Raw genomic sequence first — 24,021 nt, forward strand, 5'->3', positions numbered from 1 at the left:
GTATCACCCCGCTATCATCGCTGCCGCCTGCCGGTACCATGCGGCGAGATACGGCGGAATATAGAGCCCCAACATCAGGCTGAGCGCCAGATGCACGAACACAGGCAGCAGCGCCGGCGGATGCTCGAGCACCGTCGCGGTCGTACCGCCGAAGACCATGTGCTGCATGCGCGAGAAGATCGTCGCAAACGCGACTGCCAGCGCGAGCAGCAGGAAAGGTGTGGTCCAAGGCAGTTCCCTGATCGCATTCGTCAGGATCAGAAACTCGCTTGCGAAAACGCCGAACGGCGGCATGCCGACAATGGCGAGCGCGCCGAGCATCATGCCCCATCCGACCGTCGGGCTCACGCTCAGCAATCCCCGGATGTCGTCGATCAACTGCGTACGAACCTTCTGCGCCGCATGGCCAACCGCAAAGAAAATCGCCGATTTCACTAGCGAATGAACGGTCATATGCAACAGGCCGGCGAAGGTCGCTGCGGGGCCGCCGATTCCGAACGCGAACGTCATCAGCCCCATGTGCTCGATTGACGAATACGAGAACAGACGCTTGACATCCTTCTGGCGCAATAGCGAGAACGTCGCGACCATCACAGAAACCAGCCCGAAGCCGACCAGCAGACGCCCGGGCAACCCGTTTTGCAGCGCGCCATCGGCAAGCACCTTGCAACGAAGGACTGCATACAGCGCGACATTGAGCAGCAGGCCGGAGAGCACCGCGGAAATAGGCGTCGGCCCTTCGGCATGCGCGTCTGGCAGCCAGTTGTGCATCGGCACGAGGCCGACCTTGGTGCCGTAGCCGATCAGCAGAAATACGAATGCGAGCGACACGATGGTCGGGTCGAGCGCGCCCTTCATCGCGTTCAGATTGGTCCACAACAGCGCATCCCCGCCTCCGAGTTCCCGGCTCGCCGCGAGATAGAGCAGGATCGTGCCGAACAGGGCCTGCGCAATGCCGACACCGCACAGGATGAAATACTTCCATGCGGCTTCGAGGCTCGCCGCGGTCCGATACACGCCGACGAGCAGCACGGTCGCAAGCGTGGCTGCCTCCATCGCGACCCACAGGATTCCCATGTTGTTGGTGAGCAGCGCAAGCAGCATCGCGAACACGAACAGCTGATACATACTGTGATACAGGCGCATTCGCGCGCCGGTCATCTTGCCGCGGTCACGCTCGATGCGCATGTAGGGCCGGGAAAAGATGGACGTGGTCCAGGCGACGAACGCAGTCAGCGCGACGAGAAACACATTCAGCGGATCGACGAAGAAGAGCTTTCCGAAAGCGAACGCCGGTCCGAATTCGACCGTGCGCGCAGCCAGCAGAATGGCCGCCACGAGCGTCAGGAAAGTGAACGCAATGTTCAGCTCCGGCGCGAGACGATGCTGACCGGCGAGCGCCAGGCATCCGCCGGCGACGAGCGGAATGACGCATACCAGCGGCAGGAGCCAGACATCAGTCATCTTTGAGCTTTTCGAGGTGGTGAATGTCGAGGCTATCGAATTGCTCGCGGATCTGGAACATGAAGATGCCGAGAATCAGAATACCCACCAGCACATCGAGGCCGATACCTAGTTCGACGATCATCGGCATGCCGTTGGTCGCTGTAGCAGCCGCGAAAAACAGACCATTTTCCATCGACAGGAAGCCGATGACCTGCGGAATCGCCCTCGCCCGCGTAATCATCATCATGAACGACAGCAGCACGCATGCGAGCGCGATGCCGAGCGCGCCGCGGGCTACCGACGACGCAAGCTGACTGATCGGCGTCGCGACATTGAACGCGACAATGACGAGTGCGATGCCGATCAGCAGCGTAGTCGGAATGTTAATGAGCTGCTCGATATCGGCCCTCACGTTGAGTCGCTGGACGAGCCGGTAGAGAATCCACGGAATTACGCCGACCTTCAGCGCGAGCGTGAGCAAACCCGACACGATCAGTTGTATATCCGCAGTCACGTAGCCGAGCACGAAATTCGCGAACACCAGCGTAACGCCCTGCAGCGTGTAGAGGTGAATCAGCGACAGGACCCGGCGCTGGCTGAGCATCGCGAACGACAGCATCAGCAGAACCGCGGCGAGCAGATTGATGATCTGCGTGGCTAGCCCATGCATCATGCCCCCAGCAGAAAGTGGACGAGCATGCCTATCACGGCAAGCAGGAACGCCGTTGCGAGAAATTCCGGCACCCGGAAAATGCGCATCTTCGCGTTGACAGCCTCGATCGCCGCGAGCACCGCGCCGCCGACCAGCAGCTTGATGAAAAGCGCGGGAATGGCGAACAGCAGCGCACCTGGATTGCCAGCTTCGGCGATCCCCCAGGGCACGAACAGCGCCAGTCCGATGCACGAGTAGGTGAACAGCTTGAGGCTTGCCGCCCATTCCATCAACGCGAGGTGGCGACCGGAGTATTCGAGGATCAGCGCCTCGTGAATCATCGTCAGTTCAAGATGCGTGGCCGGGTTATCGACCGGCAACCGCGCGTTTTCGGCAAGCGATACCATTGTGAACGCGATGCCGGCGAACGCGAGGCTCGGATAGATCGCGAGCTGCTCATGGCTCAGCGTGCTGACGATTCGCGTAAGCAACGTCGAATGCGTAATCAGCGATGCGGAGAACAACACCATCAGCAGCGCCGGTTCCGCGAGAAAACCGACCAGCATCTCCCGGCGCGCGCCCAGCGTGCCGAACGCGGTGCCGACATCCACCGCGGCAAGCGATAGCGCGGCACGCGCAAGCGCAAACAGCCCGACCAGGGCAATCGCGTCGGCCGCTGGCGACAGCGGCAGATCGGTCGACAGCGTCGGCACGATCGCAGCCGCGAGCGTCATGCATGCCCAGACCACATAAGGTGCGCCGCGGAAGATCGGGCTCGCATGAACGGCGACGACCGACTCCTTGTTAAACAGCTTGTGCAGCGTGCGGTACGGCTGCCAGATGGACGGCGCGCGGCGGCTTTGCAGCCACGCCCGGCACATGTTGATCCAGCCTGTCAGCAAAGGCGCGGCGGACAGCGCCAGCACGACTTCGAGCACCTGGGAGAGCAGTCCGGATAGCGTCATCATCGGCTCACCAGCACCAGCAGGACGATGAGCACCAGGAAGCTGTACATCAGATAGATGGCAATGCGCCCCGTCTGCAGCAGTCCGGCCAGTGCGGCGACACGCCTGACCGCACGTTCGACCGGCGCGTATAGCAGTGTCCACGTCCGGTCGGTCGCGGCGACACGATAGACGGGTTGCGTATCGAACGGAGACGGCAGCTGCCGTTCTATCCTGAACAGCGGCGCGAAGATTTCGCGTATCGGCTGGCCGAACCCCTCCGCCGTATCCTGCATCCGCGCATTGACGAACGGATAGCCGCACGCCCACGGAATTGCCCTGCGTAGCCGTCCATGATAGAAGCGCCGCACCAGCACCCATGCGAGCGCGCAGCAACCGAGGAAGAAAAGCAGGAACACCAGCGGCATGTAGCTCGCACGCCCGGCGTTGACGGGCGCGAGCAGCAGCCAGCCGTTGTGCGCAACAGTCTGGCCGATTCCCGCGCCGATCAGCGCCTGCGTCACGCGATCGAGCACCACAGCGAACTGCACCGGTAACAGGCCGAGCAGCACGCACATCGCCGCGAACCATGCAAAGCCCATGCGCTCCCATGGACCCGCGTCGTGTGCAGCGGCAAGCTTCGCCTCGCGGGGCTGGCCGAGAAAGATGATTCCGAAGAACTTCACCATCGTATAACCGGCGAGCGCAGCAACCAGCGCGATCAGCGCAGCAACGAGCGGGACGATCATGTTCAGGAAGGAGTTGGGCAGCCCGGGCGTGAACAGGAAGCTTTGCAGCAACAGCCATTCGGACACGAAGCCGCTGAGCGGCGGCAGGCCCGCGCTCGATAGCGCGCCGAGCAGCGCCGCCCACGCGGTCCAGGGCATGAAACGGATCAGGCCACCGAGCCGGCCGAGATTGCGCTCGCCGGTAGCATGCAACACCGAGCCGGTCGCGACGAAAAGCAGGCTCTTGAAGGCAGCATGGCTGGCGACCTGATAGAGCAGCGCGGTGAGCGAGAGCGCTGCGAGCGCCGGCATGTCATACGCGCGGAACAGGATCGCAAGCCCCATACTGACGAACATCAGGCCGATATTGTCGATGGACGAATACGCGAGCAGCCGTTTCATGTCCGTCTGGATCGCGCTGAACACGGCGCCCGACAGTGCAGTAAAAAGGCCGAGCACGAGGATTGCAACACCCCACCACGCAATCTGCACATGCAGCAGGTCAAATACGCTGCGCAACACGCCGTAGATCCCGGCCTTCAGTACGAATCCACTCATCAGAGCCGACACCGGGGACGGCGCTGCCGGATGCGCCTGCGGTAACCACACATGCAGCGGGAAAATTCCTGCCTTTGCACCGAAGCCGAACAGCGCCAGCACAAAGGCCAACGATGCCCAGAACATGTCCAGGTGCTGCTGACGCATGCCGGAGAACGTGTAGTCGCCACTTTTCGCCTGCAACAACCCGAAACACAGCAGCAACGCGAGCGCCCCGACGTGCGATATCAGGAAGTACAGGTAAGCGGCGTGCCGTGTCTCAGGGACGCGATGGTTGCTCATCACAAGGAAGGCTGCGGTGAGCGACACCGTTTCCCATGCAACCATGAACAGATACGCATCGTCTGCGACGAGAACCATCGCAAGACTCGCAACGCATAGGTGATAGCCGAAGCACAGCAGCCCCGGCGGTGTGCCCTCGCCTTTGCGGAAATAGCCTGCCGAAAACGCGCTCACGCCTGCGGTGACCATCCCAAGCACGGCGAGAAAATAGGCAGAGAGTCCATCCAGCCTGACGTGAAACAGTAGCCCCGGAAGCCCGAGTGGCAGGACGGCTTCCTCGGGACCGCAGAAGACACCAGCCATGCCGAGCAGGCAGAGAAGCAGCCCGCACACCGCTCCCGCTGGAAACAGGACCCATGCGACAAACCCGGTCCGCCGCAAGCCCGCGAGCCCGAGGACAGCAAGGGTCAGCCAGCCCGCAACGACCAGCAACGCTCCCTGGAGTATGGATAGATGTGCCATCGCGCCCTGTTCTCTTTCCTCCACCTACCGGTCGCCGGGCGAGGCATGTGACGGTGCCTTTCCCACCAGGATGCATGTCGCATCCGGCGTGGCCTGCGGTTGCCCGGTGGTTACGGAATCATCGGCCCTACCCTGCAGGATCATGAAATTATCAGAACATGGTAATGCCGTTATCATCCTAGCAGCTTTATTCGCAGCAATCCATACACGGAATGAGCAGCTCCGATGGGCGAGAGGAGAGCACCCGGTGATGCGGGCACAGCCGATCATCACAATCGGGGGTCGCTCTCTTGCGGTATGCATAACGCACATACTATGATAATGTCGTTATCATTAACGCATATTCTGCAGATAACCGGTTGAAGCATGCGAATGAACGAATCTCCGGCGCTCAATAACGGGTATGCCTGCGCCTGGCAAGAGGGTCAACATGATTGATGTTTCTGTTCCCCTGATGTCGCACAACCATCTGTATCGCCACGTCCGTGACGTGATGGGTGCCCGCGGCCTGATCGTCGTCGGCATAGGCAAGGCTGGCGAACGCGGTTTCCAGATGCTGTACCGGTTTGCCGATGTCTGTGACCGCCTCGAGGCATGCGGCATCAATGTCATCTTCGTCTATCCGAAGGAATCGGTGCGTCATGTCTTCGACGCCACGTCGATACGCGGGGCACACTACCGGCAGAAAGAGTGCCTGTTCCTCGATGAAGGCGGCCGGTTCTTTCGCAGACCGCTCCCCGCAAAATCGCTGCGCGTGGTGCAGCTTGATAACGGGGTTCAGTCGATCGCGACAACCGACCTGGCGTTACTCGATGAGACCTGGGATGAACTGCTGCGTACTTTCTTTGCGAGCGTGATTGGACGATGCCTGCATTGATCTACGCAGAACACCGCCTCGTCGAATCAGCGGCCTCTGGCGCCCAGCGCGAAAGCGCTGCACCCCACATCGTTTCACCTGTGATCGACAAACCGCAACCGGATCTGCGTCATGCACGCTAGCAGACGCCTGAGAAGCAACCGGCGTCACGGTGACCAGGCGAACCATCAGGAAAAAGTGACGGCGCGCCGACCACTGGTTGTGGAAGGAAGCCGGACAGTATCACTTCTTTTCGATGCGCGCGGCGTGCAGAGCTGCATGCTCAAAGATGCGCCGTACGAGCTCGCTCTGGGGTACACGCGGACCATGATGGGCTTTCTGCTGTTCCAGCCGTATCCCCGTCGTATCTCGATCATAGGTCTGGGAGGTGGTTCGCTGGCGAAGTATTGTTATCGGTACCTGCCGGATACATCGATCGTTGCCGTCGAGATCAACGCTGAAGTGATTGCTCTGCGCGAGCGCTTCCGTGTGCCACGCGACGACGACCGTTTCCAGGTAGTTTGCGCCGACGGTGCGCACTATGTCACGCTCCCGGGTCGCCATCCTGATGTACTGCTGGTCGACGGCTTTCATGCCGCTGGTCTGCCAGCAGAGTTGCGCAGCACGTCCTTCTACCAGCAATGTCACCGCAGACTGGCCGATGACGGTGTGCTTGTGGTCAATCTGATGAGCGACGCCCCCTGTTTCCACCGCTGCGTAAGCTCGATCAGACAGGTGTTCGGCAATGCAGTAGCGCTTGCTCCAGCCGAAGACAGCATTGACAACGTAGCCGTCTTCGCGTGGAAGGAGTCGATTGCGCGGCCTACTCTTGACGCCATGCTTACGCGAGCCGATAGTCTTCAGCGCGCTCACACGCTGGACCTTCGGGAAACTGCGGTGCGACTCGAATACGGCATGCACATCGACTGGAATGCCCGCGCGACAGGCGCGGCACCGCGTAGCCGTTCGCCATCCAGCCGATAGCGTCGATTTTATGGTCGTCGTGAATCGACAATGTCGCCTCGAGGAAACAGGACATGACAGCAGTAACGACCGAAAACCGGATTGGCAGAGCCAGTGGCATTCTTTCCCATCCCGCCGACAGCCGACGCAATGTGCTCCAGAACGCAATGAGTCTGCCAGGCGTTAATGGCAAACCTCACTCTGGACACCCGTGACATGCAACTTCGAGTCGGTGTATTATAATTGGATTAACATACGCTGAAGAAGATGCTGCTGACATGGAAACGAAAACTGCCCGGTTGACGGTGCTGATCGATCCGGTGAAGAAAGAAGCGTTCGAGAAATTGTGTGCGTCACAGGATCTGACACCTTCCCAGGTGGTGCGACAACTGATCCGCGAGTATCTTGAGCAGCACGGCGTCACTTATCGGACACGAAGTACGGTCGGGCCGCACCCGCGCCGGAAGGGTACCTGACAACTCACACCGTCTGACTTCAGATAAAAATCAGATCAGATCGTAAGTATCTCGAACCAGTATCACGGAACGGCCAGCCTGGCAGTCCGTCAATTCTTTGGAATCGACTCTCCCGGGGTAGTCTGCTCAGCTTGGGGGAAATAGCTTGTGAGTCGTCTGGTCGTTGTTTCGAATCGCGTCGCCGATCCTCGTAAAGCCGCTGCCGGTGGACTTGCAGTAGCTGTCAAGGAAAGCCTGGAGCAGACAGGTGGACTCTGGTTCGGCTGGAGCGGAAACATCCATGACACCGAGTCCGGCCAGGGCACTCATGGAGAAGTCCGACTGCAAACGGTCGGCAACATCAAACTGGCCACCTGCGATCTCACGCAGGAAGATTACGCCGGATACTATCTTGGGTATGCGAACGATGTCCTGTGGCCCGTGTTTCACTACCGGCTCGATCTCGCAAACTTCGATATCCGGTTCACCGCAACTTACCGGCGTGTCAATCGCCAGTTTGCCAGCAGGTTGATGCCCCTGCTGCGGGCCGACGATCTCATCTGGGTTCACGACTACCATCTGATTCCGCTGGCCGCGGAGTTGCGTGCGATGGGATGCACAAACCGGATCGGCTTTTTTCTGCATATTCCAATGCCACCGCCTTTGATCATGGCAGCCATACCCGAGCATGAATGGCTCATGCGCTCGCTGTTTGCCTATGATCTTGTCGGCTTCCAGAGTCCCGCGGACGTCGCACATTTCACCAGCTACGTCGAATCGGAAGCCGGTGCCTCTCCCCTGCCAGACAACCGCCTTCTGGCGTTTAACCGGTCTGTGCGCGTCGGCGCGTTTCCGATCGGCATTGATGTGGACGGCTTTTCAGACCTTGCCACTGCGCAGGACGGTATCGAGATGTTCAACCGAATGCGTGAGGAGTACTCGAGACGCCGCCTCCTTCTCGGAGTCGACCGGCTCGATTACTCGAAGGGTCTACCGCAGCGGGTCAATGCGTTTCGAGAACTTCTCGCCCTCTACCCGGAGAACCGCAACAGCGCCACGCTTATTCAGATCGCTTCGCCAAGCCGCGAGGACGTGAGCGCATACAGCATTCTACGTTCGCAAATGGACAGTCTGTGTGGCGCAATCAACGGCGAGTATGGCGAACTCGACTGGATGCCGGTGCGCTACATCCATCGCAATGTCGCTCGCAAGCGGTTACCTGGCCTGTATCGCGCAAGCCGCGTTGCACTCGTTACCCCTTTGCGCGACGGCATGAATCTCGTAGCCAAGGAGTTTATCGCCGCGCAAGATCCGACCGACCCGGGTGTGCTGGTATTGTCCCGTTTTGCCGGCGCGGCTGAGCAATTGAAGGACGCGCTGCTGGTCAATCCGTACGACACACAAGGAACGGCTCACTCCATCCAGCGCGCGCTCACGATGCCGCTTGACGAGCGCATCAGGCGGCATAAGACACTGATGAGCCAGATACGCCAGTTCGATGTGCGTTGGTGGTCTTCCAGCTTCCTGGATGCACTTGCACAGACGGCAACGACCGACATGGCTTCCTAGACGCCGACCGGCAACGCATACTGTTTAAACCGGTGTTCGGCGGTCGTGGCACCAGCCCGCGCGGGAGATCATATGACGCTCCATCGGGCGCGGAAAAACTCTCAATGCATCACGCGAACCGCCGGGAAAGTGCCACCGGTCTGCTATTCACAGACCATCGACTGGGGCAATGCGAAGCGTAACTACTAGCGAGAAGACGCTTTCGCAGCCGCACGTAAAGCGAAACCCTGTGTAGGCCGCACTGCGCGGTCATGGAACCAGCCGTGGCATTGCGGGATTTTCTGGTGTGGCGTATCAAGGGGATTTTCCCGATTTGCATCACTGGGTGCTCTCCCGCAAGCGAGATGCCATTTCAGCAAGTCATCGATTTCGCATAAAGCAAGAACAATCAAATTGTGAAGCAGCATCAGGCGCCTGCCTATAAATAGGAATCAATTTATTTTTTTATTGAAAAACCCGTAATCGTCGACAAGAATTCCAGAGCGACAAGACAGCCCTCGACGAGGTCATGTCATGGCTTCAGGAAAAGCATCTATCGATTTCAGTCTAAAGCCGTGGCCATTTTCAATTGGCCGGAAGCTGCTTTTAGCATTAAAACTTTTGCTGATCTTCACGTTGTATTTTTTGCTATTTCCATAGCACATGCCGCAAATTGCTCATCGTCCGGCGGTGAATACAACAATAGCGGCGGCGCATGTACCGTGCCACCGGGACCTGGCGCCGGACGTATTACCGCAACGGGCAGCGGGGCAATTACCGCAAACGGCGTGACCGTCGATGTCCCGTTCGGCACTGCAGCCATCGCGCAGAATGGAGGGTCGATCCTGTTCGGCATCGACCCTGCGGCGGGCAACTCTAAAATCGTCGAGCGCTTCAGCGGAGCCGGCGGCCTGATCGGCCTGTTCGCAACCGGTGGGGGCAGCCAGATCTCGGCGACAGGACTGGTCGTCAACCTGCCCGGCAGCGGCAATATCATGGCCGAAGCCGCGAACGGCGCACTCATCGATCTGGAAAGCGGCACGTCGATCTCGATCCAGTCCGGTGGCGGCAGCCAGGTACTGCTCGCTACGGGCACCAGTAGCCGCATCACTGCGAACAACATTACGATCAGCGGCTCCACCGGAGGTGGTGACTTCGGCGTGCACAGCACGCTTGGTGCAAGCATCGCGTTGGCGGATAGCAGCGTTACCCTCAGTTCACCAGGCGGCGGCCTCACGGGCATACTCGCTGAAAACGGGAGTTCATTGACGGCAAGCGGCACGACGATCAACATCTCCGCGTCGGGCAACAACGTCGCGGTGAAATCGGCAAGCGGAAGCACCGTGCAGCTGAGCGGCGGCTCCGTCACGATGACGGGAACGAGCGGCGAAACAGCCCTCATGGCTCAGGGCGCGGCACTGAGTGCGAACGATGTCGCTATCGGCGTCACCGGCGGCCAGTCGTCCGCCGGGACGGTGCAAAACGGCGGCACGATGTCGATCAGCGGCGGCTCCGTGAGCGCGACGGGAAGCGGGTCAGTCGGCTTTTTCGTCAACGGTTCGGCTGGCGTGGCCAATTCGCTCACGCGCCAATACGACCGTGAGTTCAACGGCGGACTCCTTCCGCGTGCAAGGCGCGAATGCGAGCATCAGGTTGACTGGCACGACCGCCGTCGACAACAACGGTGTGCTGTTGAGCACGCAGGCGCCGTCGGTCACTACATTCGACGCGGGACAATCTACACTTAGCGGCGCGATCACGACGGGCGCGGGCAGCACGAACAACGTCACGCTGCATGACGGTTCTGTCTGGACGGTGACTGGCAATTCGTCGGCGACCACCCTCGTTAGCAACGCAAGCACGATCGTCTTTGCCGCGCCAACAGGCGACGTTACGCAGGCGGCCGGCTACAAGACAATCACGGCGGGCAGCTATAGCGGCACGAGCGCATTGATGCAGATCAACACGTACCTCGGCGGTGACGGTTCGCCGTCGGACCGTCTGATCGTCAATGGCGGCACCGCGACGGGCGCGACGACGCTCGTCGTCCACAACACGACCGGCCCCGGTGCGATGACACAAGCCGACGGAATTCAGGTTGTGCAGACCATCAATGGCGCGACGGGCGCTTCAGGCGCATTTTCGCTGCCGCAGCGGCTGCGCGCGGGCGCCTACTACTACGACCTCTTTCGCGGCAGCATCACCGGTGGCAGCCCCAACGACTGGTTTCTGCGGTCGGCTTTCGTTGCGCCACCTCCTCTGGTGGTGCCGCCCGGCACTGTCGAGCCGCCGGGGACGACACAGCCACCGGGTACGACAACGCCACCGGGCACGACGACACCGCCCAGCGAAACTATTCCGCCAGCCGAGGTCAAGCCCGGGCCGCCGTCGTTCGCGGAAGATCCGCCGCCTGCCGAGCTTGTGCCAGGTCAGCTCTACCCGATCGTCGGCCCTGAGCTCGCGACCTACGGTGTGATTCAACCGATCGCGCGACAAATGGGCGTCACGATGCTCGGCACGCTGCACGAGCGCATCGGCGACACGCTCACGAGTCAGAACGTCGCTGCCGATCGCGAAGGCTGGGTCGATTCCGCTTGGGGGCGCATCATTGCGCAACAGATCGACAACCGTTATCGCGCCTACGCCAATCCGGAAACAGGCGGCCAGTTGCTCGGCCTGCAAGCAGGACTCGATCTGTGGCGCGGCAGCTTATGGCCCGGCCATCGTGATGTCGCGGGTCTCTACTTCGCGTACGGCAACAGCAATGTCAGCGTCGATGGTCTCGTGACCAACGCCGCGGCCACCGCGTACGAAATGACACGTACGGGACGGCTCAATCTGAATGCATACTCGGGCGGCGCCTACTGGACGCATTACGGCCCCGGCGGCTGGTATCTCGATGCCGTGTTCCAGGGCACGGCTTACGACGGCGAAGCGACGACTCAAACCTCGACCTTGCCAGCGAACGGTCACGGCTTCATCACGTCCCTGGAGGGCGGCTACCCGATCCCGCTGCCGCTTGGGGCCAGCTTTATTCTCGAGCCACAAATGCAACTGATCTGGCAACGCGTCGATTTCAGCGCGCGAAGCGATGGCACGGAGCCCATCGATCCAGGCACGACGACCGGCCTGACCGGACGCATCGGCGTACGCGGTCAGTGGACCATCGAGCGCACCGACGGGGAGGTCTGGCAGCCGTATGCGCGTGCGAACCTCTGGCGTGATTGGGGTGGCGACGCGACTACGCTGTTTGGTAACGACGCTGTGCCGCTCGCGGAAGAAGCGACGCGGCTCGAGTTCGCTGGCGGCATAACCGCGAAAATCAGCCGGCGAATGAGTCTTTATGCGCAGGCCGGATATCAGTTCGCGCTTGGCGGCACGGACGGGGACGACGTCAGGGCATACAGGGTGATCTCGGCGTGCGTTACACGTGGTGACGTGGTTTCGGCGTGCACCGGCGACAAACATGAGAACAGTTGAATTAAAAGCATCGCGGTTTGCACTGTCCACTCTTCGGTGCGCCACTGACATGACGAGCACGTTCCGACCGAAAGCGGACGCTGTCGACCTGGGCTCGACTGCCCGTACATGCTAGCAAAACGGATATCCAGGACTTGGAGCGCAATGATTTGACTGCCGCCACAATTTCCATATTGCGACGCAGCAAAATATGTATAGACTGGAAAACGAGCCTTTATTCGCGCGCTTGCAGTTCTGATATGGAGCATGCGCCATGTCGATTTTCCAGCGTTCACATCACCCGGATTCCCTTGAATTGCACGTGTTTGAGCAGGCCGGAGGCTGGCATTGGGGCATCACCGTTCCGCGAGCGAGGGGATGCGGATTCAAACTGATTGCCTTCAGTGAGAAAACTTTTCCGGTCGAGGACGCCGCACGTGCTGATGGGAACCAAGCGATAGCAGAGCTTTCAGACGTCGACATACGCAGCTGATTCGCCAGTTACGCAGCTTGTCACGAACCGTCACGCAGACGGTGGCCGCCTTCGGAGGGCATTTCATTCGGATACTATCGACCTCGCTACTTTCCACCTCCTTCACTCGTCAGCGATGCATAAAGATGTCTCGTTCCGCTGCCGGGAATGCACGCGCAAGCAATACGCGTCGGGTCGCCTGCGACTCGCGACCGACCGTCTGATGCACGCCGATGCGGACGTTGAGAAGACGCTCGCTACTCGCTGGGTGAATGCATGGGCGAGTGCGGTGGGCAATATTCGCTTTTCCGCGCTCGTCGATGGCGCTTGGGGTACAAGCCCGCGCGGTGACCACTTGAAATCGCGACCAATGGAATTCTGAGGCATTTCGGAATCGCAACTTCGTGCGTCCACGTCGCTCTGGCTCGACAAGAGCAAATACACTTTGGAGAATTTTGATGAGCAAGAAAATGTCGTCCGCCAATGACAGCGACTCGAATGCAACAACGGTTCTGGCGTTGGTGGCGCTGACAATACAGGTCAAGGGACTCGTCCAGGACGGATCGCTAGATAGCCGCTTTGCCGCGAAACTCGTAAAGCGATTGAAGAAGGAGGCTGACATCGTCGCTGCAGGCGACAATGTGACGAAGGCTGGGAACAAGGAACTGAACAAAGCTTTCGACGCGGTCGACGCGGTGCTGCGCGACCATGATGCAGCATTGTTAGTCACGGCCAACGCAGCACTGCGCGAGACCGACAATACGACTGGTGGCAAGAAGTCGCAGCAACGACCAAAGGAGGGCTGACCTGACCACTGCATGTCGCAAGCATCCGACTTCCACAAACAGACACTGTCGCGGTTCGCTTTCAATTGTCCAGGCTCGATCAAGCGCTGCAGCGCCTACACAAATCGGACATTCGAGGCGACAGGACGAACATCGGTTATCGGCCGAATTCGGAAGGCAAAGTCGGTCGAGTGGTCACTACGACACATCAGTCTCGAGCTTCCGTAACCAACCCATATGGGACATCAATAACGACAATGTCTAACGGCCGTTTTGGACCAAGAGGCGGTCCCTCGACATCACTTGCCCCGCTTCCAAAGTCGATCAATGCTTCGCCGTGCGATTTCTACTGCTCCAGGCGATGAACGAGCCAAGCCCTGCGCATGTCCTATTCACGATGCAATGAAGGCAGACATGAGCTATCAGAAGGACAGCGCACAAGAAATTGTCGAGTTTCCAGGCGGGTAGTACGTGGGTCTGTTTTTCGGATCAGACGTCACACGCCGTCCTGTCCGGACAGCTTATGTTCAAGCAAACATCCTTCCTGCATGCGATGGCATTGCTCCAGTCCGCCTACGGACCGCTCGCGATTCTGGAGAGACTGTCCGGCCGACATCTTGTTCCGCGTGACTGATTGCCACCCATGTGCGCCGGTGTCGCCGTTGGCGGCGATGCCGAGCCTTCGCGCAGTCACGTTGAACGCCGGCGCCAGGCCTGCTCCGCGGGCGTCGGCGTTTTCAATCCCTAATGTCAGCCGTTCAGCGTGCGGCCTCCGTCGACCACGATTTCGGCGCCGAGCGTCCACGCTGATTCGTCCGCCGCGAGGTACACCACGGCTTTCGCGACTTCTTCCGGCCTCCCGAAGCGGCCGGTCGGAATGGTACGGACGATGTCCTGATTGACCTGCTCACGGTAGGCGTCGGGAATGCCGAGTTTGTCGTAGAGCGGCGTGTCGACCGGGCCGGGGCTGACCGCGTTGACGCGCACGCCGCGATCGAGCAGTTCGCTCGACAGCGTCTTCGAGAAGTTGAGCAAAGCCGCCTTGGTCGCCGCATAGACCGACGATCGGGCCGCACCTACGTGTGCATTGATCGATGTGTTGAGCACGACCGAAGCCGGCCTGGAGAAGACCGGCAACAGTGCCTGCATCAAAAAGTACGGCCCCTTGACGTTGACGGCGAACGAGCGCTCGAACATCTCTTCCGTCCATGCTTCGATCGGCTGCCAGACGGAGACGCCAGCATTCAGGAAGGCGACGTCGAGCTGGCCATAGTGCGCCTCGATGGTTTGCGCGAGCTGGTGCTGCCTGGTGACATCGCCCGAATCGGCTCGTAGCACGAGTACATCGGAACCCAGTTCGACCTGGGCGCTGGCAATCCTGTCCGGGTTGTTCCCGGTGATGACTACACGCGCGCCTTCGGCCAGAAACTGCTTTGCGGTTGCGAGGCCGATGCCGGTCGTGCCGCCGGTGATGAGTGTGCGTTTGCCTTGCAGGCGGGACATGGAAGTGCTCCTGAGTGAAATGAATGCCAGCGGCACGGTGGCGGCTGGCCAGTCCGAAGCATGGACCTATGTCAGTGAATCGATAAGACTGGGAATTGGCATATAATTCATGCCTCAATTGCATAGGTGTGGGGAGGCGGGATTTGGATCGGTTTCTGCAGATGACCTGCTTCGCCCGCGCGGTTGAAACGGGCAGCTTTTCCGCTGCGGCGCGCGACCTGGGTCTTGGGCAACCCAATGTGAGCCGGTACGTCGCTACGCTGGAAGAACATCTGCAGACGCGGCTCCTGCTGCGGACCACGCGCCGGCTCGCTCTGACGCCCGAGGGCGAGCGCTATTACGCGGAGGTCCGGCGGATACTCGATGCAGTCGCGGAATCGGAGTCCTCACTACGCGATGAAACAGAGCCCGCAGGGCTGCTGCGCGTCGCCTGTCCAACGGCATTGGCGCACGCGTTCGTGCTGCCGCTGGTGCCGGCTTTCCTCGCTCGCTACCCCGGCCTCACGCTCGATCTGCAGATCGGCGACCGGTACGTGAACCTTGTCGACGAGGGCGCCGAACTGGCCATCCGTATCGGGCATCTGGAGGACAGCACGCTGCGTGCGCGCCGCATCGGTAGGTTCGAACGAGTATCGTCAACTACGAGAGCGAGGCCATCGAGTTGCTGAAGGCAGGATATTTTTGAACGCTCACGGTCGGCTTTCTGCGTGGCGGACTGTGGGTCGAGCCGACGCTGCGTTACACGGCGCGCGACCTCGCAGGCATGGCCGCTAATGACGGCGACCCGGGCCCGGCCGCTTCCGGGCTGCGACGTTTCGGGCGCGACCTTCCACAACTACGTGACATACCCGGCGGCTGGGGACGCCTGTCGGAAAGTCAGAAAGATGCCTTTAAGCGCCGGATGCCGTTCTATCGCACAGGAATGCCTCAACCGACGGTGAACGGCTATTTGTTGGACGACAAGACGTACTCGGCCGGCAGCCGGGCACCGAACCGCGCAAGCGTGAGGGCCTATTGATGCAAACCAAACCTTCACTCGATGAGTTGTTTGAGCGTCGCCTGACGTTCCCGGATTTCGAGCCGCAGGAGCGGCTTGCGCGACTGGTCGGCCTTGACGACCACAAAGAGCGCCTGAGCAAGATCCTCGGTCTGCTGATGACCCCCGCAGGCCTCAAGGCTTGGGCCCAGAAGCATTACCCCAGCGCGGAGGGACTGCTTAATCACGTGCTCCGGCGTCCGCCGCTCGTAGTGTGGGCGGGCGATGTTGGTTCCGGCAAGACCGAGTTGGCCGAGACTATCGGGGACGCCGTCGCGCGACAGGAGAAGATCGAGATCACGCTGTACCCGCTGAGCCTCTCAAGTCGCGGCTAGGGGCGGGTCGGGGAAATGACGCAGCTCCTGTCCGCGGCCTTCGACTAACGGTCGAGGCAGCAACCAAGCTGAAGGGATCGACCGGCCGTTCGCGTGGGGCAATCGTTCTCCTCGTCGACGAAGCTGACGCGCTTGCTCAGTCGCGTGAATCGGCGCAGAACATGGCTCAGAGAAGCGCTCTCATTCTTACCTTGATATCCGGGTTTAGCGCTTCATGTGACTGCTCCAGCGCGTCGTCGAATCCATCAATCACCGAACGCTTCACAAAGATCGAGTCTGCCTGTACGGTGAAATCCGCCGTACTGACGTTTACGGTACGGTCCAGTCCATCGGAATCAGTGAACGCGATGCGAGCACTTTCGTAAGCCTGACTTCTAGCCTGAAAAAAACTTCTGAGCGTACTCACCCGTCGATTGTGTGCGACGTTTTCCGAGCTTTATCCCAAGCGTTTTTCGAACTTCACGAACAAACCCATGAGCATCAAGCGTCCCCTCCCTGTTGCTGTCCGTGATGAGTTCAATGGCCTTCAAACGTCCATCGCGTAGTGCGTCGACAAGAGAGTCAGAGGGATGGCCGTCGAATCTGAAGAAGAAGCGGCAACGATACGTCTTGGGGGCCCCATTTGCGTCCACTGAGCCGTCCGGATGAAGAAACCGGAACTCGTCCGGTCGTAAAAGCTCTACGTCGCGAAGTAACGCATTGAAGAAGCGCTGAATGAAGGTAATGGACAGTCCGGTGGCATTTTCGACCAGAGCTATCCTTGCATCGAGCGGGTCATCGGATGGTCTGATCAGTACATGGCTTGAGAAGTCTAGTCCTTCATTGCTCTCTCGCGCAGCGGCTCTCCATGTGTAATTTGCCGGATCGGAAAACTTCGGATCGGCAAGCCGTCTGTCGCACTTGTTGATCAGGATTTCATACGTTCCGTCGTCGGAAACGGAAAGGTCCTTGATGTAATAGACGTGCTCGTTGTTGTAAGTCTTCAGACGCGCCTCTGGCGGGATTAACGCTATGAGTTGCAGCGCAGTCGCTGTGGAAACGGTTGCTGGTGCCTCAAACGTTCGCGACGTGTCGGTAACCCGCAGGTCATAGAAGCTGACCGTCCTCTCGAATCTTTTCACTTTGTCCCCGTGCTGTTCGATTTTCCCACGGGCGAATAGTACGGCCTCAGTCAGCGGCTAGGCAATCCAGATTTGCCACGGATCAAATCATTATTTGTTGCGCATAAATCCCCGTAAAACCGGTCGAAATCTCGGTAAGTGTCGTTTTTTCGAGGCTATGCTTGTTGCCTGATGACGGTACGGTGTACATCGTGCTCTATCTCCTCTGCTTTCCATTTCCTGCCTTTCGACGGGCAGCACGATTCATCTGTGTCACGGCACGGCCAGGGTCGGTTCTCTCCTCGCGCTCGCGGTTGACGGTATCAGCCAGGAGATTGCGCTCCAGATTGAATACCTTTAGGTATTCGTCGCGACCGGTCCCGAGCGCCGCGTATTTCAGCGCATCGAGCATGATGAGGGCCCGTGTGTGCGGTGCCCAATCCGGCGTCGATAGGGTTGTACGCTCGATCTCGATGGTTCGCGACCTGAAGGTCCTAATCGAAAGCAGCAGGGATGCGATACGCTCGATGACGAAGACTTTCGCCGGAAGTCGCATGTCGCCGTACGGTACGTCTTCATTTAACATTGAGCCGAGTGCGCCCATATTTGCCTCGGCAATCGCAAATAACATCTCACACGCAGTCAGCCATTCGCGCCAGAATCGCGGCTTCGCTATTACGTAATTGCAGAACGCTACCTGTTCGGAGGACTGGACGAGCTGGTACGCGTTGCAAGCAGGGGCGATTGCGTTGCACGCCAATGCCAGCGCACTGGAAATGCCTGGATGATGATGGCTCGCCTGCTCGAAGACATTCAGGAAAATCGCATTCTGCTCAAAGAAGGGCGAGAAGATTACCACTTCGGTGTCGCCTGGCTGCTTCGCCAGATACGCGCACACGTCATCGGACGTGAGCTTCGTTTTCTCATTGAACTTCGGTGACAAAAAACCGTACCAGGCGTTGTCATCGAGCGCGTTGCTCAGCAGATACCTACGCATCGGCCAGTACTCGCGCCAGTCGGGACGCTGTGCCGTGTTGTCGAGAGGAATGAAGCCCGGATCGAGCGCGCGTCGACTCTCGTCGGAATAGAAAATCTGGTAGATGTAGTTCAGCATCGCGGACTTCCGCAGGACGGTACCGGTCATTCGGCGACCGTCGATTTGTAAATGCGCTCGACCTTGTTCTGCATCACGCGCGGACTAATCTTCGAGAGGCTCAGGTCGCCTCTGCAAAGACCACGTGAGCCTCGACAGGACAGACCTAGCCGCGCCTGAACAGGGTCTTCGTTGTCAGAGCCGGTTTCCGGCGAATGCATATCGGGCCGCATACGCGCCGTACATGACCCACAGAATCAGGGCGGTCATGTAGCTGTCGTTGTTCGCAAAACGGTTGGGTACCGGAAACACATCAATCAGCCTGCTCCGCACCGCGCCGCCGCGCTGCAGATGCGTCTGCACGATGATGCACGCGACGAAGCGCCGCCTAGAAGTAAAGGTGGCGACGCAAGCATGCGATTGCGCCGACGAGCGGGCAGATCAGCGCGAAGAGGAATGGCCATGAGAAACCTGTCTTTACACTGACCGTCGCGTCCCGCTTCTTGAAGATCACTTTCATGTTCGACTCCAGTACCGAACCTAGAATCAGCGCAGCGCGGCGTAAGCGTTCTGGCAATCATCGGTCATGCCACCGCCGAAGCCGAGCATGGTAACGATGGTCGCAATCGACTGCGCCACACCGCCCTTGAACTCGGGTGAAGCGCACCGCTCTGCGACCGCCAGCGCGCCGTCCCGCGTGATTGCCGCTCGCGGCTTATCGTCGAGCCCTTTTCAGCGGTTTCGAGTTGCTGTTTCCCTTCGGCTGCCTGTGTCGGCTGTGTCAGTCCCATCATCTGGACGTACGCAGCGCCGCAAACCTTCAGCGCCTTAACGTATTGAGCACACGCAGTTGGAATGCCTTGCGCATGTGCGCCCGGAAGTGTGAATGCAACCAGTGCGGCGGCGGCCACACCGGACAAAACCCCTGTCGATTTCTTACTCATGTTTTTACCCCGTTGTCTTTTCGGCCAGCACGGTCAGATGCGGCCGGTTCGAAATGCAGTGCGCGAAGATCACGCGGAAACCCTGGTCAGCCATGAACCGCTTCATTGCTTTAACCGAGAAGTGCCACAGATGGCCCGGCGGCCCGAAGAGCTTCCACTGCGGTCCGGCGCGAACCGCAGAGAAGTGGGTGACGCAGGGAACAACGAAATAGACGCGACCGCGGTCAGCCAGCACGCGACGGACTTCCTTCATGAATTCGTCCAGGTGCTGAACGTGTTCGAGCACGTGAAAGCCGACGATGAATTCCCAATGACCATCCGGATATCGCCGGTCGTGCAGACTGCTCGAAAAGACACGAAGCCCGCGCGCCCGAAAGTATGAAACGGGGGCTGTCGCGTAATCAATTCCTTCTAGGTCGAAGCGCGCGGTCGACTTCAGGGCTTTCAGAAGATGGCCCTCGCCGTATCCGATTTCCAGCAACCGCCGACGCCCACGTGCGTGACGCACGATGTTCCATGCATGCCACCAGTTCTCGATTCCCTTGCTGAATCGTCTGCTCAGGCGTTTTTGCGTAACCGGAACAAACACCCCTTCGTCGGAGTGGCCGGTCAAGTAGAAGTCCGCCAGTGCATGCTCGGAGGGAACGTTACGCACATAGACGAAAAGGCACGCCGGACACCGGTCGAGGTAATAGCTATTACGCTCGAAATACAATGCTCCCGTTGTTCCGCAGACCGGGCATTGCAGAAGCATGTAAGCATCCCCGTTGTGTTGCGCGCTCTCGACCGACTGCAGCACAGTGTATTCGTGCATTGATCGCATTTTATTTAGGATTACATATTTATTAATTCCAGCACGCACGGCATTAGTGCGATGCGGGAACACTAGCTTTTCGGCAGCCTGTCGCCGGATTCGAGCATCGTCAGGCAGCGGCAAAACACAGGTCCGCCTATGAGCCCGTTCGTGCGCAAAGCAATCAGCCGCTTCCGTCGAATGTGCTCGGCGTGCGTGCTGTCACCCATTACCTTCCACACCGAACAGATTAGTTTGCGGAAAACCGAGCGTCGGCAAACGAGGTAGGCGACGATTGTGAACGGTCCGGTACACGTACTGACGAAAAACCAAGCTGTGCGCGACAATCCAACGCGGTTCACCGCAAGTCGGCGCATGTCGTACACAATCGCCTGCCCTGTCACCATGGCTGTTAGCAGCCAGATCGCCATTACCGTCCGCATTCACCGAATATAACATATCTAGATTCTAGATTCTAGATATCGCATGAGTGCCCCCTAGAATCTGGCGCATGGCTCATCCACTTCACGACCCGCGAAACCAGCGCATTGCCGTGCTTCTGACCGAAATTCGGAGGCAGCGCGGACTTTTGCAGCTAGACCTTGCCGAGCGCCTAGGGCGGCCACAATCGTTCGTATCGCGATACGAAAGCGGCGGCAGACGACTGGACCTCACGGAAGTTATGGACGTACTGAAAGCGCTCGAATTCGACGTGCACGAATTCATCGACCAGCTTGAGTCGTCGGGACCGCCTCAAGTGCTTCCGCGTTGAAGCAGTTTGGATCAGGCGGAGCTCTCCATTGGATCATGTTGCGCCGGCCCTTCTTGCCGGTAAGGGCAACCGCCGAACAAGTGTCGACCCAATTGTAAGTCGAAACAGGTGTTCAGATTTGCGTGTTATGCGAGCCGCAACTGGGTGCGCCGTGGATTCGAGCGGGTTCTAGGAAGAACGGGCGGCAATCATGCAGTACGACGGTGGGATACACCACGATGTTGAGTTTGCTGCGGTGTGTTTAACGCGCATGTACCGCGAACGCACCGGAACTACCGAACCCGAAGGCGGCGACTTCCTCACATTCCGTCGCGCGGTTAAGTGCAGCAAAGTCAGCCGCTCTCGCCCGGAGGCGATGATACGCAAAAGAAAGCAATCTTATCGATCGCACCGCTGGCGCATCTGATTCTGCTATCTGTCGTCGGCAAGTCGCACAATCCCAAGCTGGAGTCTAAAATCCGGCGGCAGATAGGAATGGGTGGCACGCCGCACTCGCATCACACGCCTACGACCTGATCTGACTGCGACTGTCATATCAAGCCCGGACCTTTACAAATCAGCCCTTCTCGTGTGCAGGCGAGGCGCACCGCATCACCGCGCTCAAAGAGGCCCAGCTATTCGAAAAGAGTAGCTGGCTTTTTGTTTTGTTGCCGAAATACAACGGTTATTATAAATAATAAAATGATGTGAAAAATTTCAAACATCTGATTCTAAAGAAAGTACATTTAATTAGACCAAAAATTATTTGAAAGCGCTCCCTACTACCTATAACCTTTCCTTATTCAATTCAACAATTACTACGAATGACGAAAGACAACAAAAATACAGACTTCGAAAGCGACGCTTCGACCAACAAAGCGCTTTCCTTACAGGAAGCCGCCACCCTGCTTGGCGTAAGTTACGCGACGCTCTTCGCCCATAAGACGGAAATGGGCTTTTTCCGGATTGGCAAGCAATGGCGAATCTGGCCTGAAAAACTGAAGACCACAACAGAGTATAATTCGTGCCGACCGGCGCGGACGGGACCGAAGGAGAAGAAATGCCACTCCGTAAGCGCAACGGCTCGGACATTTGGCACGTTGACATCCGCGCGCCAGGTGGCGAGCGAATTAGACAATCTACTGGCACGACCAACAAAAAGGAGGCTGAAGAGTATCACGACAGATTGAAAGCTGAATTGTGGCGCGTTTCGAAACTTGGTGAAAGACCGAAACGTACATGGGATGAAGCCGCATTACGGATGTTGAGAGAATCAACGCACCTTAGTTCGCGTGTGAATCTTGAAATCCATATTCGGCATTTCCGGCAGTTTTTTACCGGTCGCTTGCTCGAGTCGATTACTCGTGACGAGATTTACGAAGCACTGCCCCAATTGAGCGCGCGCGCGAAACAGCCTAAACCGCTGGCCGTCAAAACGAAGAACTTGTATCTCGGCACCATGAGGCACTTATTCAATCTCGCGCTCAAATGGGAATGGATCGACCGCGCTCCGATTCTTGAGGAAACACGGGTAGCAAACAAGCGCGTCCGCTGGATTACGCGTGAGGAAGCGCAAAGGCTGATTGCGGCAATCAATACCGAATGGCTACGCGACGTTGCAACACTCGGTTTTGCAACCGGATTGCGACGGGCGAATCTGCTCGGGCTTGAATGGTCGCAGGTTGACCTAGTGAAGCGGCGCGCGTGGGTTCATCCGGATCAAGCGAAGGCCCGCAAAGCCATCGGCGTGCCGTTGAATGAAGACGCTGTAGCCGTCATTCGGCGCTGGATCGGAAGGCACCCTACGCACGTTTTCTCGCGGCGCGGCAAAGTCATTCCGGATGTGACCAGTGAGCAATGGCAGAACCAGTGCAAACGTGCAGCTATCGAGAATTTCCGGTTCCACGATATCCGGCACACTTGGGCAAGCTGGCACGTCCAGGCAGGCACGCCGCTGAATCGGTTGATGGAGTTGGGTGGGTGGACAAAATATGAGCACGTGCTGCGCTACGCTCACCTTGCGCCGGACCATCTGGCACAGCACGCGGAAGCGGTCACAATCTGGTCACAGCAGGAAGTAAAAGCGCCGCAAACCCTTGTGGCGTATGGATCTCAGGGAAGGTATTTAAAGTAGCCTACCTGAAATACCGCGATGAGCGGATCAATCGAATCGAGGAAAGGTTCGGTCGACGAGGTTTTGCTGCCGTGATGCGGCACGAGCAGGATCTGCGCGCGCAGCGCGTCGCGCGCCCGCGTGAGCAAGGTCCGCTCGACCGGCGCTTCGATGTCCGCGGCAAGGAGCGCGGTCAATGCGGTACGCGGCGGCGCGCCGGGGTCGGCAGTCGCGCGTGCGGCGGTGCTCACACGCAATACGCAACAGTGCGCGTTGGGCTTGCCACGCAACGGACCCGCATCGGGCCATAGCATCGCAAAGTCGACGCCATCCCACTGCCAATGCTGACCGGCCGCGCACGGCACGCCCAGCGCGCCCGTGGCTCGCGCGCGTTGCCACAACGCGTGATCCGGCGGCAAGGCGGCCAGCAACTGACGCACTTCGACGCCATCGAGCACCGCTGCGGCGCCGCCCGAGTGATCGGAATCGGCGTGGCTGATCACCAGCGTATCGAGCGCGTGCACGCCCGCCGCCTGCAGATACGGCACGACCACCCGCTCGCCCGCGTGCGTCGATTCCGGACCGGGTCCCGCATCGAACAGCAACACGTGATGCGCGGTCTCGACGACGATCGCCGAGCCCTGGCCGATGTCGAGCGCGGTCAGGCGGAGCGCGCCGTGCGGCGGCCCGGACGGCGGCGGCACGAGCAACGGCAGCCACGCGAGCGGCGCCGCCCAGCGCAG

The 24,021-nt window shown here is 59.2% G+C and carries 21 protein-coding genes and 3 pseudogenes; 14 read left to right on the forward strand and 10 right to left on the reverse strand.

The features are described 5' to 3' along the window. Positions 1-3: 3 nt before the first annotated feature. Genes HV675_RS27275 through hyfB form a run of 4 tightly spaced genes read right to left on the reverse strand, consistent with a single transcriptional unit; the run spans position 4 to position 5,072 of the window. Positions 4-1,464, reverse strand: a complete 1,461-nt coding sequence (locus HV675_RS27275) for a hydrogenase 4 subunit F (protein WP_175114571.1) — start codon at positions 1,462-1,464, stop codon at positions 4-6. After that, positions 1,457-2,116, reverse strand: a complete 660-nt coding sequence (locus HV675_RS27280; RefSeq protein WP_175114589.1) for a formate hydrogenlyase — start codon at positions 2,114-2,116, stop codon at positions 1,457-1,459. Before HV675_RS27280 ends, HV675_RS27275 begins: the two co-directional genes overlap by 8 nt. Next, on the reverse strand, positions 2,116-3,066 hold the full coding sequence (locus HV675_RS27285; protein ID WP_175114572.1) for a respiratory chain complex I subunit 1 family protein: 951 nt from the start codon (positions 3,064-3,066) through the stop codon (positions 2,116-2,118). Before HV675_RS27285 ends, HV675_RS27280 begins: the two co-directional genes overlap by 1 nt. Beyond that, a complete protein-coding gene (hyfB, locus tag HV675_RS27290) occupies positions 3,063-5,072 on the reverse strand; it encodes a hydrogenase 4 subunit B (RefSeq protein WP_175114573.1) in 2,010 nt (669 codons plus the stop codon). Before hyfB ends, HV675_RS27285 begins: the two co-directional genes overlap by 4 nt. Before the next feature lie 430 nt (positions 5,073-5,502). Between hyfB and HV675_RS27295 the strand changes: the two genes are divergently transcribed. The 9 genes and pseudogenes from HV675_RS27295 to HV675_RS27335 form a co-directional block, all read left to right on the forward strand. Then, positions 5,503-5,949, forward strand: a complete 447-nt coding sequence (locus HV675_RS27295) for a hypothetical protein (protein ID WP_175114574.1) — start codon at positions 5,503-5,505, stop codon at positions 5,947-5,949. 195 nt (positions 5,950-6,144) lie between these two features. Then, entirely contained in the window at positions 6,145-6,912 is a 768-nt protein-coding gene (locus tag HV675_RS27300) for a spermine/spermidine synthase domain-containing protein (RefSeq protein WP_446687011.1), read from the forward strand. Between the two features lie 257 nt (positions 6,913-7,169). Next, the gene (locus HV675_RS27305; RefSeq protein ID WP_175114575.1) at positions 7,170-7,367 is read left to right on the forward strand and encodes a ribbon-helix-helix protein, CopG family; all 198 of its coding nucleotides are present in this window, start codon (positions 7,170-7,172) and stop codon (positions 7,365-7,367) included. 147 nt (positions 7,368-7,514) lie between these two features. Further along, positions 7,515-8,915: an alpha,alpha-trehalose-phosphate synthase (UDP-forming) gene (gene otsA, locus HV675_RS27310; protein WP_175114576.1), complete on the forward strand. Its 1,401-nt coding sequence runs from the start codon at positions 7,515-7,517 to the stop codon at positions 8,913-8,915. Positions 8,916-9,469: 554 nt separating this feature from the next. Continuing rightward, positions 9,470-10,642 carry a hypothetical protein gene (locus HV675_RS27315; RefSeq protein WP_175114577.1) on the forward strand — a complete coding sequence of 391 codons (1,173 nt, stop codon included), beginning with the start codon at positions 9,470-9,472 and terminating at the stop codon, positions 10,640-10,642. Further along, the gene (locus HV675_RS27320) at positions 10,548-12,374 is read left to right on the forward strand and encodes an autotransporter family protein (RefSeq protein ID WP_246270574.1); all 1,827 of its coding nucleotides are present in this window, start codon (positions 10,548-10,550) and stop codon (positions 12,372-12,374) included. Before HV675_RS27315 ends, HV675_RS27320 begins: the two co-directional genes overlap by 95 nt. 253 nt (positions 12,375-12,627) lie before the next feature. Next, positions 12,628-12,846 (forward strand): hypothetical protein, encoded by a 219-nt coding sequence (locus HV675_RS27325; protein WP_175114578.1) that lies wholly within the window; start codon positions 12,628-12,630, stop codon positions 12,844-12,846. Between the two features lie 437 nt (positions 12,847-13,283). Then, positions 13,284-13,631, forward strand: a complete 348-nt coding sequence (locus HV675_RS27330; RefSeq protein WP_175114579.1) for a hypothetical protein — start codon at positions 13,284-13,286, stop codon at positions 13,629-13,631. Positions 13,632-14,000: 369 nt separating this feature from the next. After that, positions 14,001-14,244: pseudogene (locus HV675_RS27335) on the forward strand (Kdo hydroxylase family protein); the annotation flags it as partial. A 116-nt stretch (positions 14,245-14,360) separates the two neighbouring features. Here the strand turns inward: HV675_RS27335 and HV675_RS27340 are convergent. After that, entirely contained in the window at positions 14,361-15,113 is a 753-nt protein-coding gene (locus HV675_RS27340) for an SDR family oxidoreductase (protein WP_175114580.1), read from the reverse strand. A gap of 143 nt (positions 15,114-15,256) precedes the next feature. On the opposite strand from HV675_RS27340, the pseudogene HV675_RS27345 reads away from it, so the two are divergent. From HV675_RS27345 to HV675_RS27355, 3 genes and pseudogenes are all read left to right on the forward strand, one after another. After that, positions 15,257-15,745: pseudogene (locus HV675_RS27345) on the forward strand (LysR family transcriptional regulator); the annotation flags it as partial. 68 nt (positions 15,746-15,813) lie between these two features. Continuing rightward, positions 15,814-16,131, forward strand: a pseudogene (locus HV675_RS33015) (HORMA-1 domain-containing protein); the annotation flags it as partial. Next, positions 16,131-16,484, forward strand: coding sequence for a hypothetical protein (locus tag HV675_RS27355; RefSeq protein WP_217478279.1), 354 nt, complete (start codon positions 16,131-16,133; stop codon positions 16,482-16,484). The pseudogene HV675_RS33015 and the gene HV675_RS27355, both read left to right, overlap by 1 nt. Before the next feature lie 374 nt (positions 16,485-16,858). On the opposite strand, the gene HV675_RS27360 is transcribed toward HV675_RS27355, so the two are convergent. From HV675_RS27360 to HV675_RS27370, 4 genes are all read right to left on the reverse strand, one after another. Then, positions 16,859-17,605 carry a hypothetical protein gene (locus tag HV675_RS27360; protein ID WP_175114581.1) on the reverse strand — a complete coding sequence of 249 codons (747 nt, stop codon included), beginning with the start codon at positions 17,603-17,605 and terminating at the stop codon, positions 16,859-16,861. A gap of 196 nt (positions 17,606-17,801) precedes the next feature. Next, positions 17,802-18,698, reverse strand: coding sequence for a hypothetical protein (locus tag HV675_RS27365; protein ID WP_175114582.1), 897 nt, complete (start codon positions 18,696-18,698; stop codon positions 17,802-17,804). 367 nt (positions 18,699-19,065) lie between these two features. Then, on the reverse strand, positions 19,066-19,197 hold the full coding sequence (locus HV675_RS32810; protein WP_281364148.1) for a hypothetical protein: 132 nt from the start codon (positions 19,195-19,197) through the stop codon (positions 19,066-19,068). A 428-nt stretch (positions 19,198-19,625) separates the two neighbouring features. Continuing rightward, positions 19,626-20,435, reverse strand: a complete 810-nt coding sequence (locus HV675_RS27370; protein WP_246270576.1) for a class I SAM-dependent methyltransferase — start codon at positions 20,433-20,435, stop codon at positions 19,626-19,628. A gap of 490 nt (positions 20,436-20,925) precedes the next feature. Here HV675_RS27370 and HV675_RS27375 point away from each other — a divergent pair, with 490 nt between their 5' ends. Together HV675_RS27375 and HV675_RS27380 are read left to right on the forward strand one after the other, a co-directional pair. Beyond that, positions 20,926-21,186, forward strand: a complete 261-nt coding sequence (locus tag HV675_RS27375; RefSeq protein ID WP_175114583.1) for a helix-turn-helix domain-containing protein — start codon at positions 20,926-20,928, stop codon at positions 21,184-21,186. Positions 21,187-22,225: 1,039 nt separating this feature from the next. Beyond that, complete coding sequence (locus HV675_RS27380; RefSeq protein ID WP_175114584.1) at positions 22,226-23,299, forward strand: tyrosine-type recombinase/integrase; 1,074 nt, start codon at positions 22,226-22,228, stop codon at positions 23,297-23,299. On the opposite strand, the gene HV675_RS27385 is transcribed toward HV675_RS27380, so the two are convergent. Next, on the reverse strand, positions 23,278-24,021 hold a 744-nt coding region (locus tag HV675_RS27385; RefSeq protein ID WP_175114585.1), incomplete at its 5' end, for a ComEC/Rec2 family competence protein. The two genes, HV675_RS27380 and HV675_RS27385, sit on opposite strands and share 22 nt — an antisense overlap.

Source organism: Paraburkholderia solisilvae (assembly GCF_902859875.1).
Taxonomy (GTDB): Bacteria; Pseudomonadota; Gammaproteobacteria; order Burkholderiales; family Burkholderiaceae; genus Paraburkholderia; species Paraburkholderia solisilvae.

Coding starts and splice junctions, on each gene's coding strand:
- HV675_RS27305 (WP_175114575.1), top strand. CDS start 7,170: ATGGAAACGAAAACTGCCCGGTTGACGGTGCTGATCGATCCGGTGAAG.
- HV675_RS27355 (WP_217478279.1), top strand. CDS start 16,131: ATGCAAACCAAACCTTCACTCGATGAGTTGTTTGAGCGTCGCCTGACG.
- HV675_RS27295 (WP_175114574.1), top strand. CDS start 5,503: ATGATTGATGTTTCTGTTCCCCTGATGTCGCACAACCATCTGTATCGC.
- hyfB (WP_175114573.1), bottom strand. CDS start 5,072: ATGGCACATCTATCCATACTCCAGGGAGCGTTGCTGGTCGTTGCGGGC.
- HV675_RS27330 (WP_175114579.1), top strand. CDS start 13,284: ATGAGCAAGAAAATGTCGTCCGCCAATGACAGCGACTCGAATGCAACA.
- HV675_RS27340 (WP_175114580.1), bottom strand. CDS start 15,113: ATGTCCCGCCTGCAAGGCAAACGCACACTCATCACCGGCGGCACGACC.
- HV675_RS27370 (WP_246270576.1), bottom strand. CDS start 20,435: ATGCACGAATACACTGTGCTGCAGTCGGTCGAGAGCGCGCAACACAAC.
- HV675_RS32810 (WP_281364148.1), bottom strand. CDS start 19,197: ATGAAAGTGATCTTCAAGAAGCGGGACGCGACGGTCAGTGTAAAGACA.
- HV675_RS27365 (WP_175114582.1), bottom strand. CDS start 18,698: ATGCTGAACTACATCTACCAGATTTTCTATTCCGACGAGAGTCGACGC.
- HV675_RS27375 (WP_175114583.1), top strand. CDS start 20,926: ATGGCTCATCCACTTCACGACCCGCGAAACCAGCGCATTGCCGTGCTT.
- HV675_RS27275 (WP_175114571.1), bottom strand. CDS start 1,464: ATGACTGATGTCTGGCTCCTGCCGCTGGTATGCGTCATTCCGCTCGTC.
- HV675_RS27285 (WP_175114572.1), bottom strand. CDS start 3,066: ATGATGACGCTATCCGGACTGCTCTCCCAGGTGCTCGAAGTCGTGCTG.
- HV675_RS27325 (WP_175114578.1), top strand. CDS start 12,628: ATGTCGATTTTCCAGCGTTCACATCACCCGGATTCCCTTGAATTGCAC.
- HV675_RS27380 (WP_175114584.1), top strand. CDS start 22,226: ATGCCACTCCGTAAGCGCAACGGCTCGGACATTTGGCACGTTGACATC.
- HV675_RS27280 (WP_175114589.1), bottom strand. CDS start 2,116: ATGCATGGGCTAGCCACGCAGATCATCAATCTGCTCGCCGCGGTTCTG.